This window comes from Bacillus sp. JJ1122, assembly GCF_036964885.1.
Taxonomy (GTDB): domain Bacteria; phylum Bacillota; class Bacilli; order Bacillales; family Cytobacillaceae; genus Mesobacillus.
Genome location: NZ_JBALQL010000012.1, coordinates 14,119 through 31,256, shown reverse-complemented (window position 1 = coordinate 31,256; position 17,138 = coordinate 14,119). Strand labels below are relative to the sequence as shown.

Below are 17,138 nucleotides of genomic sequence, written 5' to 3'. Positions count from 1 at the left end.
CTGCATGAAAAAGGCGATGTTGATACATCGTCTTTTTTTCTTGGCTAAAATGGTAATAATATTTGTGCAGGATTAACTGTTAAATGAGATAAATCAGGGAGGGATATTTCATGCCATGCAGAACGACAAAAGAATTGAATGAACTTGTTCAGGAGGCAAAAAAGTATACTGGGAAGGGAAAAGTGGCTGACTATATACCGGCATTGGCGAAGGCGCATCCTGAAGAACTTTCTGTAGCTATTTTTCATGATGATGGAACATGCGTTTCTGCTGGGGATGTACAACAGAAGCTTACCCTTCAAAGTGTTTCAAAGGTGCTTACCCTTGCGCTTGCATTAATGGACTACGGGGAGGAAGCGGTTTTTAGTAAAGTAGGCTATGAACCGACCGGTGACCCATTCAATTCAATTGTTAAATTGGAATTTAGCCCGTCCAAACCATTGAACCCGATGATTAATGCTGGGGCACTGGCCGTTACGCATATGATTAAAGGAAAAAATGAAGAAGAACGTTTTGAAAGAATCCTTACATTTATTCAACAGCTCGCAGGTAACTCTACAATCGGGTATTCAGAAGAAGTTGCCGAATCAGAATATAGAACTTCTGATTTAAACAGGGCGCTTTGCTATTTTATGAAACAGCATGGAGTAATTGATGAAGATATTGAGGAATTGCTAAGAGTATATACGAAGCAATGCGCAATTGAAATGGATTGCCTGGACCTGGCACGAATCGGATGTGTATTAGCAATGGATGGAGTGGAGCCGATGACAAATCTCAGATTGATTCCTGCTTCTGTAGCAAGGCTTTGTAAAACATTCATGGTGACATGCGGAATGTACAATGCTTCGGGTGAGTTTGCAGTGAGAGTGGGTATTCCGGCAAAAAGCGGTGTTTCAGGAGGAATCATGGGTTCTGTACCAAATCGGTTTGGCATAGGAATTTTCGGGCCGGCATTAGATGAAAAAGGGAACAGTATAGGCGGAACCAAGCTTTTGGAAATAATGTCTGCTAAGTATAATATGAGTATGTTTTGATAAGATTCATTTGGTAAACTTTGACGATAATGTTTATTCATTAACTCGGGTCATTGGGAATTTCGTTCAGTAGGTTCGATCTTAAAGCGATTTATATATGTAAAAATTCAGACAAAAAATTACTCATATCAGTTTAAAATTCTGTGCTACGATATGGAGGTGACACTAAGTAATTGAAAGGAGAAAATTAATGTTCAATGAGAAAAATGTTATTTCGATGCAAGAAAAATTAAAGGATGTGGTTTTTGACGAACTTGGAGAGCTTTTTTATTATGCGGATCAGTATTACGGAGAATATTTGCTAGATTTGATAGATGATTTTATAGAAGAAAAGCATCAAGATGATGACTTATCATCCATGATGATTCCTCATTTTATTTCGTGGGCGACCCTATGTCACCGTGTACGTAATAGCAACAAGACTATTTTTCAGCATTATCTTGAATCACCGGAATATAAAAGCCGAAGAAGGCCGAAGGTGCATAGAATCATCAGTGAATGGAAGTATACGATGCCTGGATTCTACTATGTTGAAGAAATTGCTGGAGAAAGGGTTCTTGTCGTTACTGATGTTTTTCAAATGAAAGAGAAACTTGTAGCGGTTTATAATGAGATTTACCACCTGCCTCGTGAAGGAGATCTGATTTTTGGATATTTGCTCCCTGCCGGAGATGGAACTTATTCACCTGTCATTGACTTTTTTCATATCCCTGTAAACCAAAAAAGAGATACGGCTATAAAAATCATTGAGTTTTATAACAAAAAAGCCGTTGCCACAGACCATGAATTCTTCGAAAAAAACTATCCAAAACTTCTTTCCCTCATTTTTCGTTTGCTTCAAAAAAAGTAATAATCACTTGATTGTTTGTATGATACTATAGGCAAAATGAAGGACGCGTACAAATGTACCGTCCTTGATTGTTTTAATTTAGTTACCCGCCGAATGCATCTAGGATATCTTCAATTTCTTTCATGTCGAGAAGCTTAGCAGCGGCAGTTTGATCTTTTCGATACTTTGGCTGAGCAGAAGGATGAATTTGGTATACACCATTTTCGAGTATTGCTCTGATATCTGCAAGCTGCCGCAGTATTTCAGCAGAACCCCCATTTAAAATAGGTTTAGGAGTGAGATACTGATGAAGAGCCGACATAATAAGATGGTTCAATGTGCTGTTATCTGCATGGTATTCTACTTGTTCAATGACTTTTGGTGAGACACTGTATGACTCGCCAGTTTTAACATCAATATATCGTTCAGGGACAGTTATCGCGATCTTATTGTGGTAATCCGTATAAGTGTTTGACATACCGATCATCCTTCAACGGAAATTAATTCCTCGGTATTCTCATGTTGTTTTTTAAGTTGGTTCATTTTGGCTAAAATCATGAGGCCGAAGACATTCAATTTTTCCAGGTTTTCAGGAAAAGTCAGGTCGATTGGACGGCCTTTTTCTGACCATCTTACTGCAGCTTCCTGAATTTGTTTTTTGGCAAGCTTGGCAGCTCCGCCTACTGCGATATAACGGGATGCACCTTTGATCTCACTGGAACTGCTTCTGGCACGGTCAAAATGTTCAAGATATTTGATAGCCATGATCTTTAATTGAGGAATCACGTATTTGCTAATATCTTTTCTGACCCCGGCGAAAGGTTCTACATACCATTCTGACTGTCCTGCGTATAATTTCTCTTCAAGTTCAGACCTTGAATCAAAAGTGTATAATTCATTTTTGCTGACCTTTTTAATGATTGTATCCAGGAATAAATTGATTCCAAAATGGTCTCCCTCAACAGAAGCGACCGGCTTATTATTCTTGATGCCTACAAAATCAACAGAGTCACCGCCAAGGTCACCAATGATGATTCCTTTTCGTGAATCCTTTACCAGATTATCATCCTTGATGGCCAATGTGTCGATATCCCGAATTAAGCCTAAATAAGCACAGGCTCCTTCCGCACCAACGATGACATCCTTGATTTGAAGCTTTACAGTCAATTCCTTAGGCTCAGGAATGCCTGGGACCTTATGGAGTATAACTGTATGGCTGCCTATTAACCTTTGCTTCAATAAATCTTTCTTTTCCTTATACTGTGTAGTTGGCAGAGATACGGCTAATTGATCAATTGAATAATTTATTTCAATGTCTTCGGGATTAATTAATGAAGCGTGGTAGGCTGCTGCTGCAAAAAGAAGGACATATGTGCGATCTTCATCTGCTTTTTGGTTGTTGCTTGATGTCAAGCTGACGTTTCTTTGCTTGGCAGCAGCTTTTCCTGCATAAAAAACTTCTCTCTTGTTAATGATTGCTGGGCTTTTTATCTCTGCAATCAAGTTTTCCTCAAGGTCTATATCTTCCTCGTCATAGGGCTTTTCATAAAATTCATCATCATATAGGGCGATGGCGTTTGGCAGCTGGTATTCTGACAGTTCCCCTTGATCAGAGGCCAAAACTTTATACCAGCTGTTGCCTATATCAACTGCAAAGTAATTATATTTGTTCATTTTATCCTCCTCCTTTTGAATACTATGCATATGGCATGGGCATCTGTGCACGTACCCAATTAAAAGGTGCCTAATTCTTCAATTCTTTTAAAAATCCGCGTTTGCACCGCTACATTCATCTATGCCAAAAAGACTTAGAAGAATAGGATAAACTGTACAAGAAATTACAAGGAGGAATTAAAGAATGACTAATAATCATAAAGGTTCTCATGGTTGTGTCAACATAAATAAATCAGCGTCTATGGAGCAATGTGAGAATGTTACTGTTAACCCACCATTGGTAGACGCAGGACCAACAATTGTGCAATTGCCTATTACACTAGCGGAAATTCGTGTAACTAGCAATCTGGTTGCCAATATTCACTTCCCAGATCCTGTACTTGAAATCAAGGATATTAAAAAGCGGGTGAAAATTGTCCAGTGCAGACTTTTATTAGGTGGAAACACTGTTGATGCTGCAACTGGATTATTAACTAGACCTGTTCCGCTGTTCATTAAAGGTTTCATCCGTAAGAATATTCAGTATGCAACACCTTGCCCAACTGCCAAGAGTGACTGCGTAGCATCAGAGATGCGCTCCCTGACTGTAGATGTACCATTTGAGTGTGTAACAAATATTCAACCAGACCAATTCTTTACAAATCCAATCATTCCAGATCTCAATACACGGAACGAATTCGATTTCTTTAGAGCTCAAAATCTGGGCCACGGGTTCCCTGAAAAAGATCAATTGCTTTCCAGCGACCTATCCCAATTCCATCAAGTGAGTGAACAGTTCTACAATCAGCTTCCATTTTGTGAGCTGATTTCCAGCCGGATTGTTCAGTGGGATGAAGCAATTGACCGCTATCCATTGCCAGGTAATGGTCCATTTGAGGAAGGAACATTCGAAACAATCGTTGAGAAGTCTATGTTGGATTTCACAATTAAAGTACTGCAAAAACAGCAAGTAAGGATTCAAGCTCTATAAGTCGTAGTAGTTCGATAAGTAAATAAGATTTCTATAAAGCATGCCGATTTCAAAGCTGAAAACGGCATGCTTTTTTGTATGCTTATGATTTTATATGCAATTCAAAATGGATTTGATAATGACAATAGAAGCAAAAAAAAACTTAAAAATTTTTTGAGGATGAATCGAAGCATGTACAGTGTAAGGATTAAAGGGAATCTAATGGGTATTCACCCTAAATTCCGCTTATGCCTACGGGCTAATGCCTAGACCCAAAAATTCAAAGTGCATAGGATAGAACATCTTCACTCTCAGGAGTTTAAGGAGGAGCCATGTATGTTAGATAAAAATAAAAAGCCTGATTACGAGTGTGCGCCATCAAAAGATCACTTTGATTGCAAGCCTCACCATCATCATCCACATGTTAGCCTTGGGAAAATTGTTACGAAAGTTCCGGTGGTGCTAGCGGAGTTAACTCTTCAAGTGAATCTGGATACGATCATCAATTTTCCAGAGCCGGTATTGGAAATCAAGGATATTAAGAAGAGAATTAAATTAACTCAATGCAGACTGCTGCTACCGACAAATAAATTATTCATTAAAGGATTTGTCAGGAAAAATATCCAGTATGCAAGCCCTAGCCAGGATATTCAAGCTTCTTCATCATCGTCTGTAGCTTCTGACCTGCACTCTTTTACAGTAGATATTCCATTCCAGGTAATTGCTGAAATCAAACACTTCCTGTCAAAGCCAGTAATGCCTCAAGTGAACAATCGCAAGGAATTTGATTTCTTTGTATCAAAACCATTGCCTACTGGATTCCCTGAAAAAGACGAATTGCTGACAAGCGATTTATCTCAGTTCCACCAAGAAAGCACGCAGCACTATAATGAATTGCCTTTCTGTGAACTGGTATCCAGCCAAATCATTGAATGGGATGAGGCAATTGACCGTCAGCCGCTTCCGACAACATCACCGATCGATGAAGGGTTTTTCCAGAAGATCGAAGAAAAAATGGTTATCGATTTCACAGTCAAAGTCCTGCAAAACCAGCAAATCCGCGTTTCTTCTGCAACAAATGATCCAGATTACTTTGACGAGTCAGAATAAAAATGATTTAAAATTTGCGGGGCATTATACTAAGCATTCAATAGTATATGCCCCTTTATGTATTTTTTTAAGGCAATGTTTAGCGAATTGTTGTTATGGCACTATTAAGGTCGGCAATATACAGCCAACTTTAACAGTGCTTTTCAGAAAGGGAGAAGGGAGGTTAGGGAAAGGATGCACTGAATGTAGCACCTTCCAGAGAACATGCAAAATGGAAATCGAACCTTTCATGATGTGAATCTACTTCAAGGCAATTGGACAAATCGTGGACAAAACGCAAGGCAGCCGGTTAGTGAAATCGACATGGAAAAAGTTTTTGAAGAAATCGATCATGATCTTGGCAAGATTCAACCTGAAAATAATAATCGGTTACGGGCAAAAGGAAAACCTTCCGGAATACCTTTAATCCTCGCTCCGCCACCAATTAAAAGTATTCAGGAAAAGCCTTCAGCATCAAGGACAAGGATTCTCCAAGAAGACGATGATCAAGAATCAAACGATCTTGTTGAATTAAATGTGGAAAAAGAAGTTCTTGATGATTTAAAGGATGAAAGCGAGGATTCATATGAAGAAGAAGAATCTTCTTTTGATGAACAAAGCTTCCATGAGGAAGAGTCGGAAGAATGGTTATCTTCAGGTAATGAATCTGGAGAAGATACTGAAGAGATTGAATCTGAGCAGGATGAGTCTGAGCAATCTAAGCTAGATACCGAAGAAGAGCAAGAATCAATGAACCTTGTTCCAGCGGCATACAGGGGAATCGATTATGAGATAACCGGTACAAAAGTAAGAGTTCCGGTACATTTAGCCAATGTTAATTTGGAAATTGACATTTTCGACACCTTCCAATTATCAAGATCAATTGCCTCAGTTTCGAAAGTAGATTGCTCACTCCACTCGATTGATGTCGAAGTACTGCTTCCTTCTGCAAACCTTTTTACTAAGGGTATCTTGCTTTTGGATATTGATTATGTAGGTAAAGATGATTGTGGAGCAATGCACTCAGTAAAAATTCATATACCATGGAAGAAAATCATCAAGGTAGAATGGGGTCATCAACCGGAATTGTCCTGGAAAAACAGCAAAGAATATATGTTCACAGATTCCTGTGGGCAGGATTCAGGATACCATCGAGAATACTGTGAGAGTTTGACAGAGAAGATTCATTTTCACCTGGCGAATTTACATTGTGTTTGGAGTGAACAATTTATTAATCATGAAAAGGTATTGGTCCAGGGTACAGCAAGTATGAAAATAGATTTATACCAGAAGCAATGTGTAGACTTAAAGAGTTTACTTTTACCATAAAGAAAAAAAGGGTGCCGCGAAAAGAGACACCCTTTTTTAGATTAGCCTTCATAGTGCTTGTGCAATTCAGACATTCTATCCCTCATGCTTTTTGGCTGGGACTCCATGTCATAACCTGCCTCAGCAGCAGCAGAAGAAGAAGAAGAGGAAGAAGAAGAAGAAGACTCTTCGTATTCTTTAGATGGATATGAAGATTCTAAGTTAACCTGTTGCGTTTGTAGCAATTTAAAGAATAGGCCAACTTCCATTTTTTCAGTAATACGGCTGAATCTTCCCCAGCTATCGAAATCCTTGTAAAGGTCTAGATCATTGACGAAAGAAGCAAGCAGTTTGCACTCGATAGGTTCGTTGTAGTATTCATACGTAAATGCTCCAGAAGTACAACGGTCCGCTCCGTGGCCTTTATTATCAATGAATCTTCTTTCGTAGACTGTGTTCTTTTGGCTAAGGTGCTCGTAATCAGGATAGTTAAAGACCTTAACTGCCTGGCTGCAGGTAAATGGCACATCTACACTGAAATCTTTTAGCACACCGCTGCACTGCTCTACATACTGGATATTCTTGTGGACAACACCAGAAATATAGAGTTTTACTTTTTTGTAATCCATTGCTGAACGGATCGCTTTGCATTGCGTCAGGGAAACGTTCCTGCGCATATGTTTGATTTCCTTTGCAGCAGTTGGCAAGTAGATATCTGATTCTACTTCTACTTGAAGTTCTACTTCGGACAGTGCAACAGGAATATCCGCGACTGGAAATTTTAGAGTATTGCCATACGGATGAAAGGCATCACTATCGCAATCTACCCGAATAGTTTTTGCTTCATCACATTGAAGTTGTGGCGGGCAGCCATGCTGAGAATTGCAACCTGTATTTCTCTTCATTTTATTCACTCCTTTTTTTAATAATCAAAAGCAGTAAGAAACAGAATATTTCAGTTTCTTTCTTTTGACTTACTATTTTATATGCCAGTTCAAAGGCAATGGCATAGACGAATGATAGAGGGCAATCACATATTTTTACATTATGTGTGTACATATTAAGAGAATTCGGGACAAGTGCGGATTACTGGTAAATCAAGAGACCCCACTGGCTTTAAGCGGGGTCTCAACCAATCTAATTAGGAGGAGTCAATTGTGAAAGCATTGGGAATGCAATCCTGCCAGGAAAGCAGAATAGATTTTCCCTATCTTGACTTCTTCCTGCTGTCTGTACACAAAATCTTTTTTGGGTCCATTTTCTTTGCATTCACAGGAGGGAAGCAGGTAATTCCAGTAAAATCTTTTAAATCTACTTCTAAACAAGCCCCGGTTCTGATGAAGCCTTCAATTCCATGATGCTTTCCTTCGCAGCGCTCTGGACATAACAATTCCAAAATCGCACAGCAATCGGAGCCTTTTACAAAATCGACAACACGGAAAAATGTAGAGCGGATATCAAAAAAACAGCCGTCCATTTTTATTACTCCCGTACCGACAAATGTCTCGCAATCTCCCTTGCAGCCGCACAATAATTTAAACGGAATTGTATCCAAGTCTGAGTGCTTACATTGGTTCAGCAACTCTTTAATTGATCTGTCACAGCTGACATCGCAGCCATGTTTTTTTCGTTCCGCTTCATGCTGTGCGTCATTGATGTCCCGGACTTTTTTACATACACAGTTACGGGAATGCATTTCAGTATCTCTGTCCTTTTTGCATCCACAGTCATGAAAATCCTTTTCCTGTTCTCTGTGCTTATCGCGATGGTCGTGTTCATCCCAATCGTCGTGCTTTTGAAAATTCTTTTGTCCTTGCCTCGATTTCTCCTTCTTGCATCCACAGTCGTGGTCATGATCGTGCTCATGATGGGAATTCATTTTAGCATCTCCTTTCTTATAGAGTGGTGATGATAATAACAAGATATGGGGAAAAGCACTGCTTTGTATGGGGATGTGACTATTTAGCAGGAAAATCTTTCTCGAATATGGAAAAATGAAAAAGAATATTTGCTATTTCTTTAATAAACATTCAATATAAAAATTGATTCAGATAGAAGTTGAACGAAAGTGGAGGTACAGAGAATATGCTGAAAAAACAAGTGGAGAAATATCTTGCCAAGAAAATCAATGAAGCGTCTGCTAAAGATGCCGTTGAAATACATAGTGAAGAAAAAGAATATGCTGACCGAAATGGCCTTTTGGCAGGAGTTGAACATCCCATTAGAGTCCTGCCGGCAGAATACCGATTTAATGGTGCTTATCTGGAGAGAGGAGACAAAGAAACAGAAGAGTTCCTCGGAGAAGAATCCGCGGATTTCTTAAAGCAGCCGATCTCCTATTTCAAAAAGCATAAGAATGAATTTTTGTATGCCGAGTCAGAGTGGTGGGAAATAGTAGGTGTTGATGCAGTAAGCTTTGAGGCTGATGATGTTTTCGGGACGTATGATGTCATGCTTGGACTTAAGCTTCAAAAGAAATATGATCCTGTGATCAAATCCTACTTAAAAGAAAACCTTCTGGGAAATGAAGAAGGCTTTGATTTAATGTTTGATTCCAATGAAGGGATTTGGAGTCTTAATTTTGCGCTAAATGGTGTAGAGGGTTACCAGGAAGAAATGACAATCAGTGAAGCATACAATTTAATTTACAGTTTCTTATTCAGTCTTGCTGAATGGATTGAAGCCAAGAAATAAATAAAAACCGAATGGCGTTTCAGACAGTAGACAAACATGGGAAATTAAGTTTGTCTACTGTTTTTTCTAGTTGATCATTACTCCAATCAGAAGGGTTTCAAAAACTGAACGGTGAACTATTACTTATTTCACAAACTGAAAAGATGTATGGCGTTTTTTTATGGATTATTTTAACTTCAATAAATTATTAAATCAAACGCTTTAGTGTGTCATCATACTACTATATTAGAATACTAAAATTTCCCAAAATCATTGACAGAGACGGGTGGGACACATAAAATTAATATTAGTTATTAGTCAATAGTTAAAATTCAGAAAACGGGGTTTGTTATGGGGAACCGAATAGCGATTGGTAAAACAGCGATCCTGCTTTCATCATTAACTGAAGAAGAAATGGCTTTTTTTAGTGCTTCATTAAAGGATGCTAATTATTGTATCGGCAAAGTTGGATCGATGAATATGCAAAAAGTGATTTCCGCAGTGGAAACAGCAGCCAAGCGCCACGGACTCATTCATCCCAATTTGTACCGCGAGACCCATGCGCTGTACCATGCAATCATGGAAGGAATGGAAGGAGTAACGAGAGGCCATCTTGCTATCGGCGAGATGAGCAGGACCGTTGGCCTTCGGTTTGCGATTGTCCGTGGAACTCCCTTCCCAGACAATAGTGAAGGAGAATGGATTGCCGTCGCTTTTTATGGAACAATCGGCGCTCCAGTTAAAGGCTCAGAGCATGAAACGGTAGGTTTGGGAATCAATCACATATAGTTGTACATTGCCTATAGTACACAAGTCAGTAGGAGGCGATGATGGTTTAAGTATGCCATTGTCGTCTCCTTTTTATTTTATCTATTAAATAGGGGGTAAGGGTCAATGGTTGTTTTAACAGGGTCAACATTAACATTGGAACAAATTAAACAGGTTTGCTACCAGGGTGAAGTTGTCAAGATTAGTCCCGATAGTATGCGAAAGGTTGAAGAAAGCAGGGCTGCGGTCGACAAAATTGTAGCCGAAAAACGTACAATCTACGGAATAAATACAGGTTTTGGGAAATTCAGTGACGTCATCATTGAGGAACATGATGTAAATGCCCTGCAGTTAAACTTAATCCGATCGCATGCCTGCGGAGTAGGTGAACCGTTCCCTGAGGTGGTCTCGAGAGCCATGATTTTACTTCGTCTTAATGCACTTATCAAAGGATTTTCAGGAATTAGACCAGTGATTGTCCAGCGATTGACAGAGCTTCTCAACCTGAAGATTCATCCAGTCGTACCTCAACAGGGGTCACTTGGTGCTTCGGGTGACCTTGCCCCCTTATCACATCTGGCGCTTGTCCTTCTTGGAGAAGGTAAGGTCTTTTACAATGGCAAGGTACTTAAGACAGAAGAAGTATACAAACAGGAAGGCCTTGAGCCAATCGTTTTGCAGGCTAAAGAAGGATTGGCGTTGATTAATGGTACACAGGCGATGACAGCAATGGGTGTTGTGAACTGGATCGAGGCAAATGATATTGCCTACCAGTCTGAATGGATTGCTGCTCTTACTATGGAAGGTCTGGAGGGCGTTATTGATGCATTTCATCCTGCAATCCATGAGGCGCGCGGCTACAAGCAGCAAATAGATGTTGCGGAGCGTATGAGAGGTCTGCTGTCAGGAAGCAAGCTTATGACAAGGCAAGGAGAAAAAAGGGTCCAGGATGCCTATTCATTGAGGTGTATCCCACAGGTTCACGGTGCTTCCTGGCAGGCGCTCGATTATGTAAAAGAAAAACTGGAAATTGAGATGAACGCTGCGACAGACAATCCATTAATTTTTGATGGAGGGGAAACAGTCATATCTGGCGGCAATTTCCACGGGCAGCCCATAGCAATTGCAATGGATTTCATGAAAATTGCTATGGCAGAATTTGCGAGTATTTCTGAGCGGAGGATCGAACGACTTGTAAATCCCCAGTTAAACGATTTGCCGCCATTTTTAAGTCCGCAGCCAGGACTGCAATCCGGCGCCATGATCATGCAATATAGTGCAGCTTCATTGGTTTCAGAAAACAAGACGCTTGCCCACCCAGCCAGTGTTGATTCCATCCCTTCCTCCGCAAACCAGGAAGACCATGTAAGCATGGGAACTATTGCAGCGCGTCATGCCCATAGTATTATACAAAATGTCAGGCGTGTACTGGCAATTGAATGTATCTGTGCTCTGCAGGCTGTCCAATACCGTGGAGTCGATAAAATGTCACCTCAAACAAGAGGGTTTTATGAGGAAGCCAGAAAGATTGTCCCTTCTATCACAGAGGACCGCATCTTTTCAGAGGACATTGAGAGGCTTGCTGAATGGCTAAAAAAAAATAATAGGCAATGGACAGCTATAACAAAGGATGAAGGAACCCTGGTTCTGGAAAGTTAATGGCTTTAAAATCTAATAATCTATATTTAAGAGATAAAAGAAGGAGTGGGAAACATGGCAATCGAAGCTAAAAGAAATATCAAAGCAAAAAATGGTCTTGAACTTGAATGTAAAGGCTGGGAGCAAGAAGCAGCATTAAGGATGCTATACAACAATTTAGATCCTGAGGTGGCTGAAAATCCTGAAGAGCTTGTCGTTTACGGCGGTATTGGGAAAGCAGCAAGGAACTGGGATGCTTTTGATGCAATTGTTGATACGCTTCGCCGCCTTGAAAACGATGAAACGTTGCTGATTCAATCTGGAAAACCGGTTGCTGTATTTAAAACACATAAGGCTGCTCCAAGGGTTTTATTATCCAATTCCGTATTGGTTCCAAAATGGGCAAATTGGGAGCATTTTCATGAACTTGACCAAAAAGGATTAATGATGTACGGCCAGATGACTGCTGGCAGCTGGATTTATATTGGCTCCCAGGGAATTTTGCAAGGGACATACGAAACCTTTGCAGAAGTCGCAAGGCAGCATTTCGGCGGATCATTAAAGAACACAATCACATTGACAGCAGGCTTGGGAGGAATGGGTGGCGCCCAGCCATTAGCGGTAACGATGAATGGGGGAGTTTGTATCGCAGTGGAAATTGATCCTGCAAGAATTCAAAAACGTATTGATACACGTTATTGTGACCGCATCGCCTACTCGATTGATGAAGCGATTGAATGGGCAAAGGATGCAAAGCATAAGGGAGAAGCGATGTCGATTGGGTTAGTAGGACATGCAGCTGAGCTGCATCTTGAATTGCTTCAAAGAAACTTCAAGGTTGATATCGTGACGGACCAGACTTCTGCACATGACCCTTTGAATGGGTATATTCCTGTTGGCCTTTCTTTGGAGGAAGCTGCTAAACTGCGCGAAGAAAATCCAAAGGAATATGTAAAGCAATCATCATTCTCTATGACTAAGCATGTAGCAGCTATGCTTGAATTCCAGCGCAGGGGCGCGGTCACCTTCGACTATGGAAACAATATCCGCCAAGTCGCTAAGGACAATGGTGAGGAGCACGCCTTTGATTTCCCGGGTTTCGTACCTGCCTATATTCGCCCGCTTTTCTGTGAGGGTAAAGGACCTTTCCGCTGGGCAGCTCTATCTGGTGATCCTGCAGACATTCACCGAACAGATGAGCTGATTAAAGAGCTATTCCCAGAAAATGAGCCTCTCCAGCGCTGGATTGACATGGCTCAGGAAAAAGTCGAGTTCCAGGGACTGCCTGCCCGTATTTGCTGGCTTGGTTATGGTGACCGTTTGAAAATGGGTCTCGCAATCAATGATTTAGTGCGCAAGGGAGAATTAAAGGCTCCGATTGTCATCGGCCGTGATCATTTGGACAGTGGATCAGTTGCCTCTCCGAACCGTGAAACTGAAGCAATGAAGGATGGCAGTGACGCAGTTGGGGACTGGGCAATTTTGAACGCGCTTGTAAACGTTGCAGCCGGAGGTTCATGGATTTCTGTCCATCATGGAGGCGGTGTTGGTATGGGTTATTCTCTTCATGCAGGAATGGTCGTAGTGGCAGACGGCACCGACCTCGCCGAAGAACGCCTAACAAGAGTACTGACAACAGATCCGGGCATGGGTGTTGTCCGCCATGTTGATGCTGGATATGAAAAGGCAATCGAAACAGCAAAAGAAAAAGGTGTCGACATCCCAATGCTTCCATAAATTTCAGATATCAAGATGAGAAGTGTGTAGTTCATCTTGATTTGGCATCGACTCACATATGAATAAAGAAAGGGTGGAGCAGAATTGGAATTCGATTTACTTGTACACAATATTGGACAGCTTATTTTACCGAAAGGCACTAACAGGCCATTGAAAGGCCAGGAAATGAAGCAGCTTAATATAATGGAAAACGCGGCGATAGGGGTAATTGACGGGAAGGTGGCCTGGTTTGGCCCTGAAGCGGAAGCCGTTACATTTAGTGCAAAAGAACGTGTAAATGCTAACGAAAAGGTCGTTTCCCCTGGCCTGGTTGATCCACATACACATTTAGTCTTCGGTGGGTCTCGTGAACATGAACTATCCTTGAAACAGGCGGGAGTGCCGTATTTAGAAATCCTCGCTCAGGGTGGTGGAATTTTATCTACAGTTACTTCGACCAAAAATGCTACAGAGGGAGAACTGTTTGAAAAGGCATCTTTCCATTTGGAAAGAATGATTTCCCATGGTGTTACCACTCTCGAAGCGAAAAGCGGTTATGGATTGGATCCAGAAACAGAATTAAAGCAACTGAGGGTTGTTAAGAGACTAAAAGAAAAGTATCCCATTTCAATTGTTTCAACGTTCCTGGGAGCACATGCTGTACCGCGTGCCTATAAGGGAAAAGAAGATCAATTTCTAACAGAAATGGCCGATTTGCTTGATGAAATCAAAGAAAATGAACTAGCAGAGTTCGTTGATATCTTTTGTGAGACAGGTGTCTTCACAATCGAGCAATCAAGACAATTTTTACACAAGGCAAAGGAAAAGGGATTCGGCTTGAAAATCCATGCAGATGAAATTGATCCATTGGGTGGAGCTGAATTGGCGGCATACCTAGAAGCAGCAAGTGCAGACCATTTAGTTGCTGCTTCAGACGAAGGCATTGATCGATTAAGCAAGAGCAATACGGTGGCGGTACTTCTTCCTGGCACTACTTTTTACTTGGGAAAAGACCAATATGCACGAGCGAGAAAAATGATTGACGAAGGTGCAGCGGTTGCATTGGCAACTGATTTCAATCCTGGAAGCTGTGTAACGGAAAACCTGCAGTTAATTATGTCGCTTGCTGCTTTGAAGCTTAAAATGTCTGCAGAGGAAATCTGGAATGCTGTCACAATAAATGCAGCTCATGCGATCGGAAAAGGGATGGAAGCTGGCACGCTTGAAACAGGAAAGGATGCTAATTTTGTTCTTTGGGATATTCCAAACTATAAATATATTCCTTACCACTTCGGCGTGAATCACGTACAAAGCGTCTATCATTCAGGAAACAAACTGTGGGAGAGGGTGTCTTATGGAGAAATTCAGCTATCTTCAGCCAGGTAAAACGACTGTATTTAAAGACCAGTATGTCACAAAGGTAAATGAGTGTCTTTTTCAATATGATGAAGGTGAAAAAGGTGAGATAGGATTGATTGGTCTTCCTTTTTCCAAAACATCTATCTCTTTATCTCAGGCATCGGATGCCCCGAAAACGATCAGAGCGAGTCTGAATAGTTTTTCAACTTTTTCAGGAGAGCGTGATACTGATTTCCAAGATGTGAGAATCATAGACTTTGGTGATGTAATGATCCACCCAACCGATATGGAGGAATCACTTTCACGCCTCCATATCAGTGTGAAAGAAATGATTGATAAAAATGCTTGCGAACGGTATATCATGCTTGGCGGTGACCATGGAGTCAGCTATCCTTCTATCCGCGCATTTCAGGAAAGTTTCGGTAAAATAGGTGTTATCCAATGGGATGCTCATCATGATGTAAGGAATCTAGAGGACGGTGGAAGGACCAATGGGACTCCATTCAGAAGCCTTATTGAAGGCGGTTATTTAAAAGGGGAGCATTTGGTGCAGATTGGTATCCGTGATTTTGCCAATGCTAAGAAATATCATGATTATACAAAAGAAAAGGGTATTTCTGTCTATACAATGGCAGATGTTGAATTGACTGGAATCGTCTCAATCATAGAAAAAGAATTAGACAGACTATCTAAACTAGTAGACATAATCTATTTATCTGTTGATATGGACGTAGTGGACCAGGCATTTGCGCCAGGTTGTCCAGCAATTGGGCCAGGCGGAATCACAAGCAGGGAACTGCTTTCAAGTATTGCAATTTCTGCGTCTCATGAAAAAGTAAAAGCGATGGACATCGTAGAAATTGATCCATCAAAGGATTTCCGTGATATTACAAGCAGACTTGCGGCAGCAGCCATGCTTAGATTTATGTATAGCAAGAATAAAACGTTTGAATAAACTTAAAAGGAGAAGAATCCATATTAGGATTCTTCTCCTTTTTGAGCACAACTGTCAAGTTAGTCCATCTCTTTAAAAATCTTAGATACAATTTCAAATGATTTCAGCCTTGCGTCATGATTGAAGATCTGGGCGTTAATGATCATTTCATCTGCTTGAGTGTCATATAGGAATTGCTGAAGCTTTTCTTTTACTGTTTGCGGACTTCCGACGATTGATGAGCCAATACGGCTGTCCAGAAGCATCTTTTCATATTCAGTAAGCTGTTCACCCATATTTTCAACAGGAGGGAGTAATGGGCTTGGATTATTCCTGAACAGATTAAGGAATTGCTGCTGCATGGATGTAGCAAGGAACTGAGCCTCCTGATCTGTTTCAGCAGCGATTACATTCACTCCTACCATTGCGTATGGCTCTTTAAGAACATCTGATGGCTGGAAGCTTCTTCGGTAAAGTTTAAGGGCACCTAATGTATTCTCAGGTGAGAAATGGCTGGCAAATGAGAATGGCATGCCTAACTGACCTGCCAATTGGGCACTGTAGCCGCTTGAACCCAAAAGCCAGATCGGAATGTTAAGCCCCTCGCCAGGAATAGCCCGAACACTCCGATATTGTGAATCCAATTCTGGATTAAAATAAGCGCGCAGTTCGTCTAATTGCTCAGGGAAATCCTGTCCATCACTTCGACGTTCGCGCCTTAAAGCGTATGCGGTCACTTGATCGGTTCCTGGAGCCCGGCCAAGTCCGAGGTCTATTCTGCCAGGGAAAAGGGACTCCAGCGTCCCGAATTGTTCTGCGATTACGAGTGGGGCATGGTTAGGAAGCATAATTCCGCCGGATCCAACACGGATTGTGGAAGTACCTCCTGCCACATGGCTTATTACCACCGATGTTGCAGAACTTGCAATTCCAGGCATGTTATGATGCTCTGCTAGCCAATAACGGTTATAGCCCCATTTTTCCGCGTGTTGTGCTAGGTCAAGTGTATTTTTAAATGCGTCTGCTGCTGTGCCCCCCTGAAGAATCGGAGACAAATCAAGTACAGAATATTTAATGTTGTTTAATGATTTTCCATTTGTCATTTTTTCATCTACTTTCATTGAAAAATAAATACGCAGTAATGATAGTTACTATTCCCTGCGG

General features: G+C 41.0%; 16 protein-coding genes. 11 read left to right on the top strand and 5 right to left on the bottom strand.

The window, feature by feature from the left end; translation table 11 throughout:
* The first annotated feature begins 110 nt into the window (after positions 1–110).
* Together glsA and V7201_RS07510 are read left to right on the top strand one after the other, a co-directional pair.
* On the top strand, positions 111–1,037 hold the full coding sequence (gene glsA / locus V7201_RS07515; RefSeq protein WP_335376180.1) for a glutaminase A: 927 nt from the start codon (positions 111–113) through the stop codon (positions 1,035–1,037).
* A 190-nt stretch (positions 1,038–1,227) separates the two neighbouring features.
* A complete protein-coding gene (locus V7201_RS07510; RefSeq protein ID WP_335376179.1) occupies positions 1,228–1,887 on the top strand; it encodes a hypothetical protein in 660 nt (219 codons plus the stop codon).
* 82 nt (positions 1,888–1,969) lie between these two features.
* On the opposite strand, the gene V7201_RS07505 is transcribed toward V7201_RS07510, so the two are convergent.
* Together V7201_RS07505 and V7201_RS07500 are read right to left on the bottom strand one after the other, a co-directional pair.
* On the bottom strand, positions 1,970–2,344 hold the full coding sequence (locus V7201_RS07505) for a hypothetical protein (RefSeq protein ID WP_335376178.1): 375 nt from the start codon (positions 2,342–2,344) through the stop codon (positions 1,970–1,972).
* Between the two features lie 5 nt (positions 2,345–2,349).
* Positions 2,350–3,540: a ParM/StbA family protein gene (locus V7201_RS07500; RefSeq protein ID WP_335376177.1), complete on the bottom strand. Its 1,191-nt coding sequence runs from the start codon at positions 3,538–3,540 to the stop codon at positions 2,350–2,352.
* 184 nt (positions 3,541–3,724) lie between these two features.
* Between V7201_RS07500 and V7201_RS07495 the strand changes: the two genes are divergently transcribed.
* The 3 genes from V7201_RS07495 (at position 3,725) to V7201_RS07485 (ending at position 6,907) form a co-directional block, all read left to right on the top strand.
* A complete protein-coding gene (locus V7201_RS07495) occupies positions 3,725–4,510 on the top strand; it encodes a CsxC family protein (RefSeq protein WP_335376176.1) in 786 nt (261 codons plus the stop codon).
* A gap of 315 nt (positions 4,511–4,825) precedes the next feature.
* A complete protein-coding gene (locus tag V7201_RS07490; RefSeq protein WP_335376175.1) occupies positions 4,826–5,599 on the top strand; it encodes a CsxC family protein in 774 nt (257 codons plus the stop codon).
* A 204-nt stretch (positions 5,600–5,803) separates the two neighbouring features.
* The gene (locus tag V7201_RS07485) at positions 5,804–6,907 is read left to right on the top strand and encodes a hypothetical protein (RefSeq protein ID WP_335376174.1); all 1,104 of its coding nucleotides are present in this window, start codon (positions 5,804–5,806) and stop codon (positions 6,905–6,907) included.
* Positions 6,908–6,948: 41 nt separating this feature from the next.
* Here V7201_RS07485 and V7201_RS07480 read toward each other — a convergent pair whose 3' ends face one another.
* Both V7201_RS07480 and V7201_RS07475 read right to left on the bottom strand, forming a co-directional pair.
* A complete protein-coding gene (locus V7201_RS07480) occupies positions 6,949–7,791 on the bottom strand; it encodes a CsxC family protein (protein WP_335376173.1) in 843 nt (280 codons plus the stop codon).
* Between the two features lie 302 nt (positions 7,792–8,093).
* The gene (locus V7201_RS07475) at positions 8,094–8,765 is read right to left on the bottom strand and encodes a CotY/CotZ family spore coat protein (RefSeq protein WP_335376172.1); all 672 of its coding nucleotides are present in this window, start codon (positions 8,763–8,765) and stop codon (positions 8,094–8,096) included.
* A gap of 206 nt (positions 8,766–8,971) precedes the next feature.
* Between V7201_RS07475 and V7201_RS07470 the strand changes: the two genes are divergently transcribed.
* The 6 genes from V7201_RS07470 to hutG all read left to right on the top strand — a co-directional run bounded on the left by V7201_RS07470 (position 8,972) and on the right by hutG (position 15,995).
* The gene (locus V7201_RS07470; protein WP_335376171.1) at positions 8,972–9,580 is read left to right on the top strand and encodes a branched-chain amino acid aminotransferase; all 609 of its coding nucleotides are present in this window, start codon (positions 8,972–8,974) and stop codon (positions 9,578–9,580) included.
* A 330-nt stretch (positions 9,581–9,910) separates the two neighbouring features.
* The gene (gene hutP, locus V7201_RS07465; protein ID WP_335376170.1) at positions 9,911–10,348 is read left to right on the top strand and encodes a hut operon transcriptional regulator HutP; all 438 of its coding nucleotides are present in this window, start codon (positions 9,911–9,913) and stop codon (positions 10,346–10,348) included.
* A gap of 105 nt (positions 10,349–10,453) precedes the next feature.
* A complete protein-coding gene (hutH, locus tag V7201_RS07460) occupies positions 10,454–11,986 on the top strand; it encodes a histidine ammonia-lyase (protein WP_335376169.1) in 1,533 nt (510 codons plus the stop codon).
* Between the two features lie 54 nt (positions 11,987–12,040).
* A complete protein-coding gene (gene hutU, locus V7201_RS07455) occupies positions 12,041–13,702 on the top strand; it encodes a urocanate hydratase (protein WP_335376168.1) in 1,662 nt (553 codons plus the stop codon).
* An 84-nt stretch (positions 13,703–13,786) separates the two neighbouring features.
* Positions 13,787–15,067, top strand: a complete 1,281-nt coding sequence (hutI, locus tag V7201_RS07450) for an imidazolonepropionase (protein ID WP_335376167.1) — start codon at positions 13,787–13,789, stop codon at positions 15,065–15,067.
* Positions 15,036–15,995, top strand: a complete 960-nt coding sequence (gene hutG, locus V7201_RS07445) for a formimidoylglutamase (RefSeq protein WP_335376166.1) — start codon at positions 15,036–15,038, stop codon at positions 15,993–15,995. Before hutI ends, hutG begins: the two co-directional genes overlap by 32 nt.
* A 59-nt stretch (positions 15,996–16,054) precedes the next feature.
* Here the strand turns inward: hutG and V7201_RS07440 are convergent, their stop codons facing one another.
* Positions 16,055–17,077: an LLM class flavin-dependent oxidoreductase gene (locus tag V7201_RS07440; RefSeq protein ID WP_335376165.1), complete on the bottom strand. Its 1,023-nt coding sequence runs from the start codon at positions 17,075–17,077 to the stop codon at positions 16,055–16,057.
* Between the last annotated feature and the right edge of the window lie 61 nt (positions 17,078–17,138).